This window comes from Flavobacterium phragmitis (assembly GCF_900112575.1).
Classification (GTDB): domain Bacteria; phylum Bacteroidota; class Bacteroidia; order Flavobacteriales; family Flavobacteriaceae; genus Flavobacterium; species Flavobacterium phragmitis.
The window spans coordinates 215,581-231,282 of record NZ_FOMH01000007.1 but is presented as its reverse complement, the minus strand read 5'-3'; the positions used below and the strand labels follow the sequence as shown (position 1 = coordinate 231,282).

Annotated in this window: 20 protein-coding genes; 17 read left to right on the top strand and 3 right to left on the bottom strand. The window is 32.0% G+C overall.

From position 1 onward, the window contains the following. Positions 1-146 precede the first annotated feature (146 nt). From BM289_RS14200 to BM289_RS14120, 17 genes are all read left to right on the top strand, one after another. Complete coding sequence (locus BM289_RS14200; protein ID WP_091494635.1) at positions 147-578, top strand: YybH family protein; 432 nt, start codon at positions 147-149, stop codon at positions 576-578. Positions 579-1,142: 564 nt separating this feature from the next. Next, positions 1,143-2,174 carry an oxidoreductase gene (locus BM289_RS14190; RefSeq protein WP_091494631.1) on the top strand — a complete coding sequence of 344 codons (1,032 nt, stop codon included), beginning with the start codon at positions 1,143-1,145 and terminating at the stop codon, positions 2,172-2,174. A gap of 24 nt (positions 2,175-2,198) precedes the next feature. Then, positions 2,199-2,567: a VOC family protein gene (locus BM289_RS14185; RefSeq protein ID WP_091494629.1), complete on the top strand. Its 369-nt coding sequence runs from the start codon at positions 2,199-2,201 to the stop codon at positions 2,565-2,567. Positions 2,568-2,625: 58 nt separating this feature from the next. Beyond that, positions 2,626-3,189: a hypothetical protein gene (locus tag BM289_RS14180; protein WP_091494627.1), complete on the top strand. Its 564-nt coding sequence runs from the start codon at positions 2,626-2,628 to the stop codon at positions 3,187-3,189. A gap of 117 nt (positions 3,190-3,306) precedes the next feature. Beyond that, a complete protein-coding gene (locus BM289_RS14175) occupies positions 3,307-3,690 on the top strand; it encodes a helix-turn-helix domain-containing protein (protein ID WP_091494625.1) in 384 nt (127 codons plus the stop codon). A gap of 186 nt (positions 3,691-3,876) precedes the next feature. Then, entirely contained in the window at positions 3,877-4,605 is a 729-nt protein-coding gene (locus tag BM289_RS14170) for a hypothetical protein (protein ID WP_091494623.1), read from the top strand. Positions 4,606-4,713: 108 nt separating this feature from the next. Continuing rightward, positions 4,714-5,718, top strand: coding sequence for a PDDEXK nuclease domain-containing protein (locus BM289_RS14165; protein WP_091494621.1), 1,005 nt, complete (start codon positions 4,714-4,716; stop codon positions 5,716-5,718). Positions 5,719-5,733: 15 nt separating this feature from the next. After that, positions 5,734-6,150, top strand: a complete 417-nt coding sequence (locus tag BM289_RS25335; protein ID WP_143102084.1) for a hypothetical protein — start codon at positions 5,734-5,736, stop codon at positions 6,148-6,150. Between the two features lie 18 nt (positions 6,151-6,168). Continuing rightward, positions 6,169-6,744, top strand: a complete 576-nt coding sequence (locus tag BM289_RS14160) for a hypothetical protein (RefSeq protein ID WP_091494619.1) — start codon at positions 6,169-6,171, stop codon at positions 6,742-6,744. 31 nt (positions 6,745-6,775) lie between these two features. Then, on the top strand, positions 6,776-7,390 hold the full coding sequence (locus BM289_RS14155; RefSeq protein WP_091494616.1) for a hypothetical protein: 615 nt from the start codon (positions 6,776-6,778) through the stop codon (positions 7,388-7,390). Positions 7,391-7,535: 145 nt separating this feature from the next. Next, positions 7,536-8,354, top strand: coding sequence for a KilA-N domain-containing protein (locus BM289_RS14150; protein WP_091494614.1), 819 nt, complete (start codon positions 7,536-7,538; stop codon positions 8,352-8,354). A gap of 161 nt (positions 8,355-8,515) precedes the next feature. Continuing rightward, the gene (locus BM289_RS14145) at positions 8,516-9,580 is read left to right on the top strand and encodes a hypothetical protein (protein ID WP_091494611.1); all 1,065 of its coding nucleotides are present in this window, start codon (positions 8,516-8,518) and stop codon (positions 9,578-9,580) included. Positions 9,581-9,772: 192 nt separating this feature from the next. Continuing rightward, positions 9,773-10,384 carry an SMI1/KNR4 family protein gene (locus BM289_RS14140; RefSeq protein WP_091494608.1) on the top strand — a complete coding sequence of 204 codons (612 nt, stop codon included), beginning with the start codon at positions 9,773-9,775 and terminating at the stop codon, positions 10,382-10,384. Positions 10,385-10,550: 166 nt separating this feature from the next. Then, positions 10,551-10,910, top strand: a complete 360-nt coding sequence (locus tag BM289_RS14135) for an MmcQ/YjbR family DNA-binding protein (RefSeq protein WP_091494606.1) — start codon at positions 10,551-10,553, stop codon at positions 10,908-10,910. Positions 10,911-11,097: 187 nt separating this feature from the next. Continuing rightward, the gene (locus BM289_RS25750) at positions 11,098-11,223 is read left to right on the top strand and encodes a hypothetical protein (RefSeq protein ID WP_262489181.1); all 126 of its coding nucleotides are present in this window, start codon (positions 11,098-11,100) and stop codon (positions 11,221-11,223) included. Between the two features lie 12 nt (positions 11,224-11,235). Then, positions 11,236-11,592, top strand: a complete 357-nt coding sequence (locus BM289_RS14130) for a DUF1877 family protein (RefSeq protein ID WP_091494604.1) — start codon at positions 11,236-11,238, stop codon at positions 11,590-11,592. A gap of 429 nt (positions 11,593-12,021) precedes the next feature. Then, positions 12,022-12,456: a hypothetical protein gene (locus BM289_RS14120; RefSeq protein WP_143102083.1), complete on the top strand. Its 435-nt coding sequence runs from the start codon at positions 12,022-12,024 to the stop codon at positions 12,454-12,456. Positions 12,457-12,710: 254 nt separating this feature from the next. On the opposite strand, the gene BM289_RS14115 is transcribed toward BM289_RS14120, so the two are convergent. From BM289_RS14115 to BM289_RS14105, 3 genes are read right to left on the bottom strand one after another with little or no spacing between them, the layout of a single operon-like run. Continuing rightward, positions 12,711-13,670 (bottom strand): lipid A deacylase LpxR family protein, encoded by a 960-nt coding sequence (locus BM289_RS14115; protein ID WP_091494598.1) that lies wholly within the window; start codon positions 13,668-13,670, stop codon positions 12,711-12,713. Then, entirely contained in the window at positions 13,657-14,442 is a 786-nt protein-coding gene (mtgA, locus tag BM289_RS14110) for a monofunctional biosynthetic peptidoglycan transglycosylase (RefSeq protein WP_091494596.1), read from the bottom strand. The genes BM289_RS14115 and mtgA overlap by 14 nt, the downstream gene beginning before the upstream one ends. Next, positions 14,442-15,554 carry an NAD(P)/FAD-dependent oxidoreductase gene (locus BM289_RS14105; RefSeq protein WP_091494594.1) on the bottom strand — a complete coding sequence of 371 codons (1,113 nt, stop codon included), beginning with the start codon at positions 15,552-15,554 and terminating at the stop codon, positions 14,442-14,444. Before BM289_RS14105 ends, mtgA begins: the two co-directional genes overlap by 1 nt. Positions 15,555-15,702 lie beyond the last annotated feature (148 nt).

The following is a 15,702-nucleotide window of genomic DNA, read 5'->3' as shown; positions in this document are numbered from 1 at the left end:
TAGAAAAATCGGAATTAGAGTTCTATCGATGAGATTTTCCTACGGAACATAAGCTTATGGCGATATATTGATAACGTTTTTCGGTTCTTTTTTCTTATTTGCTTTTATAATTTTATCTATTTGAACTTAACTAATTAAATAAAATCATGCGTTACTTAAAATTTCTATTTCTTGGACTCTTTCTTATGCTTTCTTTTAATGGCAATTGTCAGGATAAAGTTGTGCAACAGGTTCTCAATCGTTTAAAGGCGCAACAAACCTGCTGGAATAATGGTGACCTTGAAGGCTATCTCGAATTTTATGCTCCCGTAGATTCTGTTCGAATGATTTACAGTGGCGGTGTAGTTTATGGAAAAAACAATATTGCCGATTTCTTCAAGAAATATTGGCCAAAAGAAAGAATGGGAAAATTAACCATGACCGATTTTGTTGTTGAACCGCTTTCCAAAAAAGATGCTTTTGTTAATGCCAAATTTAGTGTCGAAGCACCAAATGGGAAAAATAGTTCAGGACAGTTTTCCGGAATTATGCGAAAAATAAACGGTCTTTGGTATTTGTATGTTGATCATTCGGGATAAAGGAAAAAATCAAAAGTAACCTAAATTTATTTACAGAGAAAACAGCAAAACAATGACATTTTACTTTATTAAAACCTGGCTACTGATTATCCTATTCAGCATTTTAATTTCAGGCGGTTTATTGTATCGCTTTTTTGAGATACAAGATGAAACTAAAAGTTTCTGGCTGGTTATACTTTCTAATTTGTCCTTTTTTTTCTCTTTAAGATTTGTTTTGTTCTTGTCTATCTCATCCATTACCATTTTTCTCAACAATTACGAACTTATTAGAAGAAATAAATTCTATTCATTAGCCACTTTTTGTCTGATTCCGTTTATGACATTGATTTGCTTTATGGCAGGCGATTTATCAGTAAAGGAATTTAATTCCGATATACTCCTATCGGGCTGGAATTTTTTAGCAATGCTAGTTGTACCTCATTTAATAATAAGTCTCATTGCTTATTTATTTTTTAGAAAAATGCTGAAGAACAGAAAAATTGACTAAGTTTTCACTTTCAAGTTTAAACAAATTAAAGTACTTTCGTACATAACGAATAGTAAATTAAAATCCACAACTGTAAAATGACAATAAAACCGCTCCTATTATCTGCCTTTTTTTTAATCTTATTATCAGCCTGCAACAAAAAGGAGTCAGCTAAATCACAAAAGCAGGACTTATCAAAAAATGCAACTGTAGAAACCGATTCTTTATCGGAAGGAGAAGAAACTCCCCGAAAGGAAAGTATCAATTTGTTTACGGTTATGCCAAAAGACAGTAGTGATATTGCTTTTGTTTCGCTTTCGGATATTTATCCTGTTGGTGACGAAAAAGATACACTTGCTTTACCCAACATTGAAAAATTAGGGAAACATGATGCCCAGTATTTTGCTTTTTCTAAAAACTATAGAAAAAGATTTCTTTCTAAAACCAACATTACAGAAACCGATTCTGTTTTTATTTACGATTACGCCAAAAACAAATTGGCTTCTTTTTTAGTCAAAAATTTAAAAACCGTGGCAATGTTAAACGGTTATTCTTCAGAAGAAGACTGGCCCTATCATAATTACGATTTTATGATTGGTTTTGAAATCAACAAAAAAAATCTGAATGGATTTAGCGAATATTATCGGGATGCTTTGGTCTATGTTGGTAAAGAAAATCCATTTTCGAAAGAAGGTCTAAAACCAATTTCGTGGAAAAAAATTGCTCAAAAAGAGTATCCGTCTAAATCTTTAAAAAAGGAAGACCAAAACACGTTAAAGGGCACCACTGTTGGGAATACTTATTCTTATAAGACAAGCAGTTATCAGTATTTTTTACAGGATTATCTGGATAGTCATAAAATAATTTATGCCAGACGTCTTTTAGTTACCGATTCTAAAACCAAAGAAATTATAATCGAAAAATTATATAGCCAAAGCGAAGGCACTTCTCCTACTCCATTAAATTATGAAAACGGAGACGATGTTGTTGAACAATATACAGGAAAACTTTTCAGAAATAAACCAGAAGTTGTCTTTGGTTTTTTATATGAATCTTTTGGTTGTCCAGCGATTTCTATTATAGATAAATCAAACGAAGAAATTTACCTTCAATGTGATAATCGCCATTAAAATAATCATCTAAAAAATATTTTTATGAGAATTTCAGCTTGGTTTTATTGTATAAATCTTCAAAGGTCTTTCGATTTTTACAAAAGAGTTTTTGAACTTGATGAAGAAGATTTTAAAAGTTCAAAAGGTTTCTCTATTCCAATTGGCAACTATTTTGAACTCAAAATAAGTACCGCAGAAAGGCCTCTAAACACTGGAAATATTGAGATAAATGACGCTAATATAGCCGAAACGTACGAAAGGTTTATTAAAAATCATGTTCCCGAAACTTCAGAATCAAATCCTCACAAAATGAAAAGTGGGACATTTTCCGGTCCTTGGGAATATCCAGGAGGAATGGCTTTGTTTTTAAAAGATCCTGACAATCATTCTATTTTCTTTATGGAATGGTAATTGAATTTTCAGCCGAAACTTTTTTATATCTAAAACAAATCAATAATAGTACAAAACCATGTCTGAATTAAGTTCTCTTTTCTGTAAAGTAAAAATCACCAAATCTCAGCTTGACAAATTTTTAAACAGTCCTCCCGAAAAACCAGAGCTAAACGATAACTGGCTAAAATGGTGGGACAGTCGAAAAATGTACTCAAAAATGCCTCTGACCAGCAAATTACTTCGTTTTTATGACGATAATAATAGTAATGAAGAAATTCTCAACGGCTGGATTAGTTATCAGGAAGCCATGGCGTTTTCAGATTATGATGAAACTACAGAGGAATGGCATTGGGGAATTATGTTTTTTAGTGAAAATTATTTGGAAATGCTTCCAATGTTTGCATTTATCATCAGTCTGGAAAAATATGTAAGTGAAAGTCCCGAAAATAGGGCAATTGTTTTTCCTTTCTTTTGGGGAGACAATGGTGTTCATGTCTATATTCATTTTGAAGAAGGAAAAGCCATTTTAAGTGCAACGGTACAAACAACCTACGACATTAGTCCTGAAATGCTCACTTATACAAAAGAATACCTCAACAAAAAGTGGGATGACTTAACAAAAGATATGGATTTGGATTAATCATAATGATATGAAAATATACTTTCAGCTTTTTAAAAGACTAAACGTATTTCACAAATAGAAAGCTGTTTTTTACTAAAAATGATTTTGTAAATATTTTTTAAATACCTTTGAATTATGAGTACAACAGCAAAATCAAATCATATAGGGCGAAAAATAAGCCGTATTCGTGAACTTCGTGATATGAAGCAAGAAGCTTTGGCGCAAGCTTTAGGAACAAACCAACAAGCTATTTCTGCTATAGAAAATAGTGAAAATATTGATGATGCAAAACTTGCCGAAATAGCAAAAGCGCTTGGTGTATCTGCTGAAGCAATAAAGAATTTTTCTGAAGAAAATGTGTTTAATTATTTTAATACATTTCATGATAGTCAAGGAAACTTTAATAGTAACCATTGCTCTTTCAATCCACTGGATAAAGTAGTAGAACTTTATGAACGTTTGGTTCAGGCTGAAAAAGATAAAGTTGAGTATTTGGAGAAATTACTGAAAGAGAAATAATCTTTCAATTATTATATAAGCTACAAAAGCCATTTCTTAAACAGAAGTGGCTTTTTTCGTTTTAATTACTCATTATTAACTTATTGTAATACAATTATGACTTTTACAATAAAATTCAAAACTAAACTTTTAGGAATTTTGCAAATTAAGTCAGCATAAATAAAACAATTTTGAATCCACCTTGTAATGCGTCCAAAAACTGTTTTTCGTAAAGTAGAATCTAAAAATGTTCCATATCTGCAACTTTGGATAATGTCTACCATTATTAGTATATTCTTTGTTGCATTGATTTATACGCTTTTGATGATTTTTTATATGAACTTACTAATATCATTATCAGCAGACAGAATATTATTATTTACAATTTTACTCCTAATTTTAATTAATACTCTAATTTGCGAAGGCAAAAAATTCTACCTCAAAAAAAGCAAAAAAGAATATGATAAGGTAATAATTGATCATAATGGAATCACTTTTCTCAACACTTATAATCAAACTATAATTGCTAAAATATTATGGAAGAATATTCAACCACGAGAGAATGAAAAATTTGATATTGATTTTTATACCAGAATTAAAATTGGCGGTGCTCCCCGTATTATAGATTATTTTTTTTGGAATCTCAAAGAGAGCAATGACTCTAAAATTCCTTTATGGTCTCCCAATAAATTTGCCTTAATGTTTAAAAAATTTACAAACTATGCAGATTTACTAAAAGCCTTTTTTTCTGGTATTAGTTTATTTAGAGCAGATATTACCGTTAATCCTGGAGTTTATGGCATGTACAGACTCAATCCTGCTTCTTTTGATATTGACAATGAAGGCATCAAAAAAGAAAACCGAACAGTTTTACTTCTTATTGTTTCTTCAATAATCATTACTTTAATTATCATTTGTTCAATTGTTTTTTTATAAAACTTAATGTTCTAGCTTATTACAATACAATTATAATTTTTACTGGCTCATTTTCAATAACTGGACTTTTAATTTTATTTCCTTAACACAACCTGTTTTGGAATACTTATGCAACTAAAAAAAGAACTCATACAACAAGTACACAACATTATTGCCGATGCAAAAAACAGAGCCATCCGTTCTGTCGATATGGAACGAGTGCTGATGTACTGGCAAATTGGCAAAGTGATTTTGGAAGAAGAACAAGACGGTAAAGAAAGAGCTAAATATGGTGAATTTATCATAAAATCATTATCAAACGAACTCCAGCCCAAATTTGGCAGTGGCTTTTCAGTAAGACAATTGGAGAGATACAGACAATTTTACAGAATATTTCCAAATACGTCCGCACTGCGGACGCAATTTAGCTGGACACACTATAAGACATTATTAAGTATTGCAAATGAAGACAAACGAACATTCTATATTGCTGAAACAGAGAAAAACAACTGGACAGCAAGAGAATTGGAAAGACAAGTAAATAGTCGGCTTTTTGAACGTCTTTTATTAAGCAACGATGTAAAATCGGTATTGAATGTTGCCAGACAGGAAAAGCTTCCAACAGAGCCGAAAGACATTATCACAGATCCAATGATATTGGAGTTTTTAGGATTAAAACGAGAAGCTTCTTACTATGAAAAAGATTTGGAAAATGCAATCATTACACATTTACAAGATTTTTTACTCGAAATAGGCAACGGATTCTCTTTTGTTGCAAGACAAAAGCGCATACATCTGGATGGTGATGATTTTTTTGCTGACCTCGTTTTCTACAATCGATTATTACAAGCTTTTGTTATTGTGGAAATTAAAACAGATAAATTAACGCATCAGGACATTGGGCAATTGCAGATGTATGTAAATTACTTTGATCGTTTTGAAAAACAAGATTTTGAAAATCCAACCATCGGAATTTTGTTATGTGCCGACAAAAACGATGCAATGGCCAAAATAACCCTTCCCGAAAATAACAAAACAATTATCGCAAGTAAGTATCAACTCTATCTCCCAACCGAACAACAGCTAATAGCCGAAGTAAAAAAGGAAATAGAAAAACTGGATGGGATAGATTAATTTAAAAAACAAACAATGACTGTATATTTTCTAAAAGTTTGGTTTCTTATACTCCTATTCAGCCTTCTGATTTCGGGAATTTTCTTGTACCAATTATTCGAGATACAAGACACAACTAAAAGTTGGTGGCTGATTATACTTACCAACTTGGCTTATTTCTTCGCCTTAAAATTTGTTTTACTTCTGTCAATCTCATCCGTTACTATTTTTCTAAACCTTTATGAGCCTGTTAGAAAAAACCGTTTCTATTCATTAGCCACTTATTGTTTAATTCCTTTTGCGACTTTTTTTTGCTTTATGGTAAGTGATTTTTCGATAAATGTTGATTTTGATGCACTGAAATCAGGTTGGAAAATTTCAGCAATGCTCACTTTACCGTATTTAATAGTAAGTCTGATTGCTTATTTACATTTTAGAAAAAATACATATTAAAATAATAACCCCACTATTATGAAGAAATTTTTACGAGAATTAAAAATAGGATTAATAATAAGTCTTGCAGTTTTTGTACCCTACTTAACTGTTGTCTATCTATTTGTTCAGTGGAATATCAGCCAGACCAATAATTTAACTGAAAATGATTTTTCGGAGCAAAAAGTTGTTGTAAGTGCCATTGGAGAAATGGAAGAGCAGAAAACAGAAAACCACACTACTATTAGCAATGTATTTACCTTAATCAATACAAACAATCCAAAAACAGTTTGGCGTATTAATTCACACAATGATTTAGGTATAACAAAAGGCGATACCATTGAAGTCAAATTCAGGGCAAAACAATTGCAAATCGCTACAGACAAATCGTTTACCGGAAAAGTTCAGCAGTTTTTTTCTACTTATGGTAATCAGGTAATGGTATACAAACTTTCCAAAAACAAAGAAATAAAAATTGACAAACCAATTAATGAGTATGATGATGGAACTTCTAATAGAGGAGGTTTATTTATGTCTGCCTTTACCCTATTGTTTATTTATGCATTTAGCATAATTATGAAAAAAATGAAAGCAAAAAATCTATGGTTTACATAAAAACACTTTTCACATTAATTTACCTGAAATAATGAAAACATATACTTTAATCCTTCCAATATTCCTGTCGCTTTTGTTTACCAACTGTAATGGACAAAATACTGAATTAACCCATTTTACATTCAATCAAAAAGAACTAAAATTAGCTGATTTCAAAGCAACAAGTAAAATATCCTACATGCCTTACGGAGATGATAAAGAAACGCTAAAACAAAAAAGCCTTAAAGTTTTCAAGGTAGAAGAACCAGAAAAAATATCTCTTCTGGGTGTTAGAGGAACTTCATTGTATATCATATCCAAAAAAGATAAAATTCAGGATTATTGGCTAAGAGTTGAAGGTGCTGAAAATGTAAAAAAACTATACAACGAAATCTATAAAATATATCCAAAAATGACATCTTACCAGGATGGAACACTTCGTTTTAAGCAATTTGGAAATAGCAATGAGGTGTTAGAAATAACTATAAATAATACCATGCCTTCTGATATTTTTATGGATATTAATTTTACAAATGATTATGAAAATACCAGCCTGAATATGTATAAAAATTATGATAATGCTACAGATAAAACGTTAAAAAGGATTGATTTTAAATACAACTCAGAAAAAGGAATTTATCAGATTGAAAAAGTAGATAATGAGTAAAATAGAACTTATTCGTCCCTGCAAATCATATCGACAAAGCGAGAGAAAAAAAATAAAAACTATGAGAATAAATATGATTTACTAATTGGAACGAGCACGGACTGCAAATCTGCGCTATCGGGAATCAAATTATATATACATAATTATGGCAAAAGGTAGAATTTTACAGGTAAAGGAATCCACAATAACTGTTATTACACAAAATGAAATTGATTACATCAGTCTAACTGATATGACAGCCCATTTTAAAGAAGGCAGTGGACTAATTGGTAAATGGATAACCAATAAAAACACATTAGAATATTTGGGTGTTTGGGAAAACATCAAAAACCCGAATTTTAATTACCCCGAATTCGGGGTAATTAACCAAGAAGCCGGTACAAACCGATTTATAATGTCTGCAGGACAATGGATTGAAAGAACAAAGGCTATCGGGCTAATTGTAAAAGCAGGACGTTATGGCGGTACTTATGCTCATAAAGATGTGGCGTTTCATTTTGCAATGTGGCTTAGTCCCGAATTTCAAATTTATCTAATCAACGAATTTCAACGACTGAAAGACGATGAAAACAACCGACTAAAATTAGAGTGGAATTTACAAAGAACATTAGCCAAAATAAACTACCATATACATACAGACGCAATAAAAGAAAACCTGATACCAAAAGAAATTACAAAACAACAAGAAAATTTTGTTTATGCCAACGAGGCCGATTTACTGAATGTTGCGCTTTTTGGGATTACAGCAAAAGAATGGCGAGACAAAAATTTGGGCAACAGCAGAAACATCAGAGATTATGCAACATTAGAGCAATTAGTTGTATTAAGTAATGCTGAAAGCATCAATGCTTTACTTATTCGACAAGGATTGACACAAAGCGAACGACTTATTCAACTTAACAAAGTTGCTATAACACAAATGAAATCGTTACTAGAATGCAACGAAATTAAGAAATTAAAATAGCCCGATAGCACGGATTTGCAATCCCTGTCCGTAAAGTATATCTACAAAGTGAGAGAGAAAAATAAAAACTGTGAGAATATAATTGGAACGGAAAGAGATTGCAAATTCACGCTATCCGCTTAAAAAATTGAAATATCTAAAAAATTAACTACGGTCATTTTATGAAACGAATAACAATCATTCCATCTCTCCTGCTCATATGTATTTGCACAATATTCTTTTGTTGTGCGCAATCAAATCCAAAAACTCCATCTAACATTCAGACTAATCATAAATCTATTAATGCCGGCAATATAGTTGAAGAGGCTTCTAAAATGATAGCCAATTATACTAATGAGCCAGTGTATGCACTTCGTTATAATAAAAGTTACTGCAATTTTGAATTGTATGTAAATGACATCTTGGTGTTTACAAGTTTTGAAGATTCTTCCCCATTATCAAGTAGCGCAGTATTTATAAATCACACCATTTTTCATAGTGGTAAACAAAAGATTACCTATAAAATGTATCCAATTGGCAAAGTCGAAGACAGCAAAGAGATATATAACACATTTAGAGATAATACTTATCTCAAATTTAAATTAACCTCCTACAACAAAAATAACAAAGAAGCCGATAATATAGAATACATGACTTATCACACACCCGGAACAGTCCTTTACAAATCAGATTACGATGAGGATATAAAATTTGAAGGCACCGGAAAGAAATATTATGAAAACAGTTTTGACATAACGGTAAACGTTCCTTATGCACTGCATCCCGGTTTTGAACAGGCACAGGATCTACGCAAAATGGACAAAAAAGCCTTAGAGGCCAAACTCTTGCAGGCTTATCAGCAACTACAAAAAGTTTATGCTGATAAGAATATGGATGAAGTAGCCCGAACAATGTTTGAAAATTTTTCTATACAAATGGCTTCTGAATACAATCAGAAAAAAGATATTGCTGAAGCATGGGAACAATATGAAGATATAATCACCAGTAAAACATTTCAGATACAACCATTAACAAATTCCAAACTTACCTTTTTTGCAGATGGTCGTCTTGTTGGTTTTATGAAAGATACTATTGCTAATAATTTTAGAGGGAAACCTGCCTTTTGGGCTAAAATAAATTATGCCGACAAAATTGAAAAGGCAATGGGTGTCAAAGGGTTTAGACCAATTTTTATGTATGCCCTCTTTTACATTCCGGAAGGGAAAAGTGAATTGGTGAAGTATTGATTAATTGTAAAGCAATAAGCTTAATGATAAAAAACAGACTTATACCAAATAGTGCAGATTTATAATCTCTTCCCATAAAGTATATCGACAAAAAGAAAACAAACACTGTGAGAATAAATAAGATTTGCTAATTGAAACAGGCAAAGATTGCAAATTTGTGCTATAGAGCCTATTATAACTTTTAAAAAAATCATGAATATAGCAGAAAAATACATCATCGGGCTCAAAGAAGCATATCTTGATAACAACGGAAAAGAAATCTGGGACCATTTTGAAAAAATTAAACATGGTGCCAATAAAGAGGATATCGCAAAAATCAAAGAAGTATATCCGGATGTTCCCGAAGCATTAATAAACCTGCTTGAATATGCAGATGGAACCTATTGGAGAGAATATGCAGGAGAAGAAATTACACTTTATTTTCTGGGTTCAGATGTTGAAGAATATCCGTATTATCTTTTGTCCTCTAAAGAAATGGTTCAAAACAAAGATATTGCAACCAAATATTATTCAGATTATATCGAAAGAAAATATGATGCAGATGAAGTAGAAATAGATGAAAAAATTACCGATAAATCAGCTACAGTCAAATGGCTTCATTTTTCTGATTGCATGAATAATGGAGGAACTTCCCAGCTCTTTATAGATTTTAGTCCCTCAAAAAAAGGAAAGAAAGGCCAGATAGTTAGGTTTTTGCATGACCCAGATGAGTTTGCTGTAATTGCAGACAGTTTTGAAGAATATCTCAAAAGGGTAATTGATAATGAATATGATTTTATTAATGAAGATACAACGGAAGAATAAATGTCTCAATTCCCGATATGTTCTTTAAAAAAGAAACCTCGTTTCCTGATAGCCTAGATTTGCAAAACAGTTAAATACTTCTATTAAAATTTATTTGTATTGCATCTAGTCCTTTTTCTTAAAATTGAACCAAGTAATAAATTGTAGAATTTTAAAGTGAAAAATAATGAATATCGAAGAACTTCGCGAATATTGCCTTTCAATAAAAGATGCAACAGAGTACATGCCTTTTAAGGATGAATATCTTATTTTTAGAATATTCGACAAATGGTTTGCAGTAAATCCCTTAAACGATCCTGAACTTAAAATCTCCGTAAAATGCGACCCCGAAAAAGCCATTGATTTACGCGACAATTACAATTGTGTAAAACCCGCCTGGCATTTTAATAAAAAATTCTGGAATAGTATTGTGCTTAATTGGGATATGAACGATGAAACGCTAAAGTTTTGGATCAAACATTCTGTAGAAGAGGTTGTCAAAAAACTTCCTAAAAAAATACAAAAGGAATATTGGGAAACGGAATAATTGTAGTTTGTTTTTCTAGTAAGAATCAAAAAATAAGTAAAAATTTTAAATTTCATGGTTCTGAAAAAATGAATATTTTTTAAATCTGTAACATCTAAAACCCCATAGCACGGATTGCTAATCTGCACAGAATAAGCAGTTAAGTACATCATAATAAAGACATCTTATATAATATTTATCTAGAAAAATGGGATTAAGAGCAACAGTAGTACAACTAAGTCAGGAAGAATTGGATGAAGTTATCGAAAATCCAATTTTTTTATTCAACATAGAACCCAGCGATGAAAATCATAAATCGATGGACATTGACTAGGCATGGGACGGAATTAAATTTTTATTATCAGAAGGCAATTATAATAAAGACGAACATTCCATGACCAATCTTTCCAGAATTATTTTAAGCGGCCAAACAATTGATGAGCTTGAAGAATACGGTATGCTTGAAACGAATTATTTAACCGCCAGTCAGGTTAAAAAAACATTGAGTGAGCTGAACCAAATAACCGAACAAACTCTTCGGGATAATTTTAAACCAGAAGTAATGAACTTAAAAGAAGTGTACTGCAACCCTTTCGATGATTCATTCTTTGATTATTTACTTGAATATTTCAACAAAGTAAAAGATTTTTATTTCGATACAGCACAACAAAACAAAGCTGTAATAACCTATATCATTAATTAAGGATAATAAAGAATTAAGTTTCACAAACCTGTTCTTGTCTATCGTTATCTATACAAAGCCAGAGGAATTCAAAGAGTCGATACAAAAATTAAAAACTACATTACCCGTGAAAGATATAACACCTGCACCTAAAAGTAAAATTTCGCTTCCGTTTAAAATAATAATTACCATCGCTATTTTTTTATTATCGGGAATATTGGTCATCAGTGCAATGAGAAACGATAATTTATCTCTAGGATATCATTCCGACTGGGAAATTCAACTTTTTTTCATCATCACTACCCTATTAATATGCTGGCATTTACCCGCAAATATCAAGACATGGCCCATTAAAAAGAAACTTATTTTTGGAGTCACATTTTTCTTTATTTATATGCTTTTAATGTTTGGCTCTATTGCTTTGTTAATTTATATCTCTATTAAAACCGAATGATGACTTTAAGAAAAACACAACAACTGATTTTAGGAATCATGATACTGATTCTATCTCTAAACAATTGTAATGCACAATCGCCTTCAAACATAAAACAGTTAAGTAAAAAGTTTGGCGGAACATGGTATAATAGTAAAGAAAAATACTATCTCACTTTTACGTTCGAAAAGGAATATGATTATGCAACTGTTGCTATCTGGAAAGGCAAAATAAACAACCTTGAAAATATCGATGTTTACAAAGCTTACATAAAACGCAATAAATTAATATTACCTGCAGAAAATGACGACCATCATGGTTGTTATTGTGAAATTGATATAGAAAAAAATCTGCTTGTCTACAAATGCAATCAGGGATTCAACTTTACAGATAATTTTCTGAATACTAAAAAACCAATTTCTATAACCCGCTACAAAAAAGTGAAAAACTAATCTTTCTTACATTACCTCAATAAAAGAAATCCTAAAATTATTGCAAAAGCATTTTAAACCTGCTTTTTTATATATTTTTTATAATACGTCAAATAAGTCCGGAATTAAAAACGATCCCCACTTGTATCTTATAAAAGCATAAACCACAAAAAAGCAAACAGGAAAAAATAACCCGACACATCTATTTTAAATTTGATCTTTTAAAGCATAATTAAATAAAATCTTTGCGTCTTAGCGTCTTTGTGGCAAAAAACTTAACGAAGTAAAAACCCCATTCGAATCGAACCATAAAAATATCCGGCATTAGTATTAATTCCCGGGTCGTTCAATTCTCTTCCTCGGTAAAGGAAAGAATAGGAAATATTAAAATTGTTGTATCGGTATTTTAAACCGGCTTCGATATTAAATCGAAGTGGTTCTAAGTCGAAAGTAATTGGACTTGTATCATTAAACATACTGCCTTCTATCGTCGCATCATAAAACTGATAATTGACACTTGGCATAGCATAAAAATAAAACTCTCTAATATCTGTTTGAATCTGCGAATTAACAGAAGCATGATACATATTAGAATCATAAATCGGAAGCAGTTTTTTAAATCCAAATCTCGCCATAAAACCTGTTGAAAGTCCTGTAAAAATGGTTCCTAAATTGGCTTCGGAATGAAAGTGCAAATCGACAAAATCATTGTGTTTTGACGGAAACATTTTTTTAGAATACATTATATGTGCCTGAACAGCAAAAGCATTATGCAATTGATTTTCCCAGCCATACACTTTTTTATATCCAATAATTTTATGAAATCCAACCTGAGTTTCTTCTCCCAAAGCATTTGGCCCCATAAATCCTAACTGGAAATTAGTCTTTAAAACAGACTCTCTTTGATAAAAAAAGCTTCTTCCGGCTTCTGCAAAAAGATAAGCCGTAAAAGGACGATCGTTTATATCAACCGCAGCTTCGTTTATAAATCTCGGATTATAAATGTATTGTCCAGCACGAAATTCTGTGACTTTCTTATTGATCTTTTCATTATCATTTTTTGATAAAAACCGATAAAAAAGTTCCAGTCCGTTGGTATAATACATATCGTTTTTAGACGACGTGTACAAATCATTGTCAGATATAAAACCTATTTCTGAAGTGTTTCCTTGTCCAAAAGTCAACGTTGCGGTTAAGATTAGAAAAGCAAAAAGAGCTTTTTTACTTTTTCTCATCTCCTTTATAATTGATTTTTCCAACGTATCGCATTTCACGGACAATTCGTTCTTTTCTTCTGTTAATGTAGCTTGAAGAACCTGTAGCTTTAAATTTTCTCGGATTTGGAAGAATCGCAGCAATTCCCGCCGCCTGCATTGGTGTTAAACTTGAAGCATCTCGACGGTACCAATGTTCTGTTGCCGCATAAGCTCCGTAAACGCCGTCTCCCATTTCAATACTATTCAGGTAAACTTCCATAATACGTTCTTTCCCCCAAATTAACTCGATTAAAACCGTAAAATACGCTTCAAGACCTTTACGGAAATAACTTTTGCCCTGCCACAAAAAGACATTTTTGGCTGTCTGCTGTGAGATTGTACTTCCACCTCGTATTCTGCGTCCGCGTTCGTTGCTTTTATAGGCTTTTTGAAGCGCTTTAAAATCGAAACCATTGTGTGTTAAAAAAGTGGCATCTTCACTGGCAATAACCGCTTTTTGCAGATTCATGGAGATTTTTTCAATCGGTTCCCAGTCGTGATCAAAGTAAACCTCTTTTCCTGCCCATTTGTTTTCGATGGCACGAATAAGCATTAATGGTGTAAAAGGAACCGGAACATATTTAAAAAAGATAACCGACCCAATGGATATTCCAAAAAACCATAAAGCAGCTTTTATAAAAAACCATTTTATTCTTTCGCCCCAAGAACGATTTCCTTTCTTTGAAGCCGGTTTAGGTTTAGGTTTACTCGCGGTTGTTGTTTTTTTAATTGGTCTTTTGGTTACTCCCATTATATTAAATCTGCTAATTCTGTTCCTATTAAACTGCCTATTGCCACTCCCATTCCGCCTAAACGCACTCCACAAAACACGTTTTCAGACAGTTGAGTTACAACAGGATTTTTACTATTTCCGATTCCCATAATACCACTCCAACGGTGCGCAATCTGAAAATCCTGATTTGGTAAAATTACATTTTTCAGTAAATCTTCCAATTTATTTTGAATAATTTTCGTGTTACCAAATTCGGTTGTGGTTTCGCCTTCAAAATCCAGATTTCTTCCTCCGCCTAATAAAATTCGATCGTTTATATTTCTAAAATAGTAATACCCTTTATCTAGATGAAATGTTCCTTTTATGTCTAAATTATGAATCGGTTCTGTAATTAAAACCTGTGCTCGGGCTGGCTTAACTGCTCCATTGGTCAAAGATCCGGCAAAACCATTGGTAGCAAAAAGTAGTTTTTGGGTTTTAAAACTAAAATCGTTCAAAACAACTTCGACATGATTTCCTGCATCTGCATAAGAAGTTACGGTTTGCTGATTGAGAATTAAAATATTCTCTGAAACTGCTTGTCTTAGCAATTCCTGCATCATATTTCCCGTATCAATCTGTGCTTCAAACGGATTAAAAATTAAATAATCCTGTACGTTTCCAAATCCGAATCGGTCGGTTTCTTTGGTAAAAACATCTGCTTTAAAAAGTGGCTTCAAGATTTCATTGATAAAAGACATTCTCGAAATACATTCATTAAATCCGAATTCATCTTCTTTCAAAAACAATTCATAACCACCGTGGGGTTTAAAATCTATTGCCAAATCGCCCAATCTTTTTCGAAGCAATTGCAAACCTTTCCATCGTTTTTCAATCAGAGCTACAACATCATCTTCTGAATGGGTTTTTAAATCTTCCAAAATTTCAGAAAGACTCCCGAAACAGGCAAAACCGGCATTTTTGGTACTCGCACCTTGTGGTAACATGCCTCTTTCTAAAACCAGAATTTTAGCTGCTGGAAATCTTTCGCGTAAGCGCAAAGCAGTATGCAGACCAACAATGCCACTTCCCACGATGGTGTAATCGACATTCGTAAACCAGTTTTTTAGTTCCCAATAACTTAGTTCCATCTTTTTAAAATTCCAATAAATTAAATTCCAAATTCCAATCTTGGGTTAAATTACAAAACTTAATTAAATTCTAAATCTAAAATTCCAAATTCCAAGAAGGAAACTATATAAACTTTGGAATTTGGAATTTCTAAACCATTTGGAATTT

Coding starts and splice junctions, on each gene's coding strand:
- BM289_RS14200 (WP_091494635.1), top strand. CDS start 147: ATGCGTTACTTAAAATTTCTATTTCTTGGACTCTTTCTTATGCTTTCT.
- BM289_RS14190 (WP_091494631.1), top strand. CDS start 1,143: ATGACAATAAAACCGCTCCTATTATCTGCCTTTTTTTTAATCTTATTA.
- BM289_RS14185 (WP_091494629.1), top strand. CDS start 2,199: ATGAGAATTTCAGCTTGGTTTTATTGTATAAATCTTCAAAGGTCTTTC.
- BM289_RS14180 (WP_091494627.1), top strand. CDS start 2,626: ATGTCTGAATTAAGTTCTCTTTTCTGTAAAGTAAAAATCACCAAATCT.
- BM289_RS14175 (WP_091494625.1), top strand. CDS start 3,307: ATGAGTACAACAGCAAAATCAAATCATATAGGGCGAAAAATAAGCCGT.
- BM289_RS14170 (WP_091494623.1), top strand. CDS start 3,877: ATGCGTCCAAAAACTGTTTTTCGTAAAGTAGAATCTAAAAATGTTCCA.
- BM289_RS14165 (WP_091494621.1), top strand. CDS start 4,714: ATGCAACTAAAAAAAGAACTCATACAACAAGTACACAACATTATTGCC.
- BM289_RS25335 (WP_143102084.1), top strand. CDS start 5,734: ATGACTGTATATTTTCTAAAAGTTTGGTTTCTTATACTCCTATTCAGC.
- BM289_RS14160 (WP_091494619.1), top strand. CDS start 6,169: ATGAAGAAATTTTTACGAGAATTAAAAATAGGATTAATAATAAGTCTT.
- BM289_RS14155 (WP_091494616.1), top strand. CDS start 6,776: ATGAAAACATATACTTTAATCCTTCCAATATTCCTGTCGCTTTTGTTT.
- BM289_RS14150 (WP_091494614.1), top strand. CDS start 7,536: ATGGCAAAAGGTAGAATTTTACAGGTAAAGGAATCCACAATAACTGTT.
- BM289_RS14145 (WP_091494611.1), top strand. CDS start 8,516: ATGAAACGAATAACAATCATTCCATCTCTCCTGCTCATATGTATTTGC.
- BM289_RS14140 (WP_091494608.1), top strand. CDS start 9,773: ATGAATATAGCAGAAAAATACATCATCGGGCTCAAAGAAGCATATCTT.
- BM289_RS14135 (WP_091494606.1), top strand. CDS start 10,551: ATGAATATCGAAGAACTTCGCGAATATTGCCTTTCAATAAAAGATGCA.
- BM289_RS25750 (WP_262489181.1), top strand. CDS start 11,098: ATGGGATTAAGAGCAACAGTAGTACAACTAAGTCAGGAAGAATTGGAT.
- BM289_RS14120 (WP_143102083.1), top strand. CDS start 12,022: ATGATGACTTTAAGAAAAACACAACAACTGATTTTAGGAATCATGATA.
- BM289_RS14115 (WP_091494598.1), bottom strand. CDS start 13,670: ATGAGAAAAAGTAAAAAAGCTCTTTTTGCTTTTCTAATCTTAACCGCA.
- mtgA (WP_091494596.1), bottom strand. CDS start 14,442: ATGGGAGTAACCAAAAGACCAATTAAAAAAACAACAACCGCGAGTAAA.
- BM289_RS14105 (WP_091494594.1), bottom strand. CDS start 15,554: ATGGAACTAAGTTATTGGGAACTAAAAAACTGGTTTACGAATGTCGAT.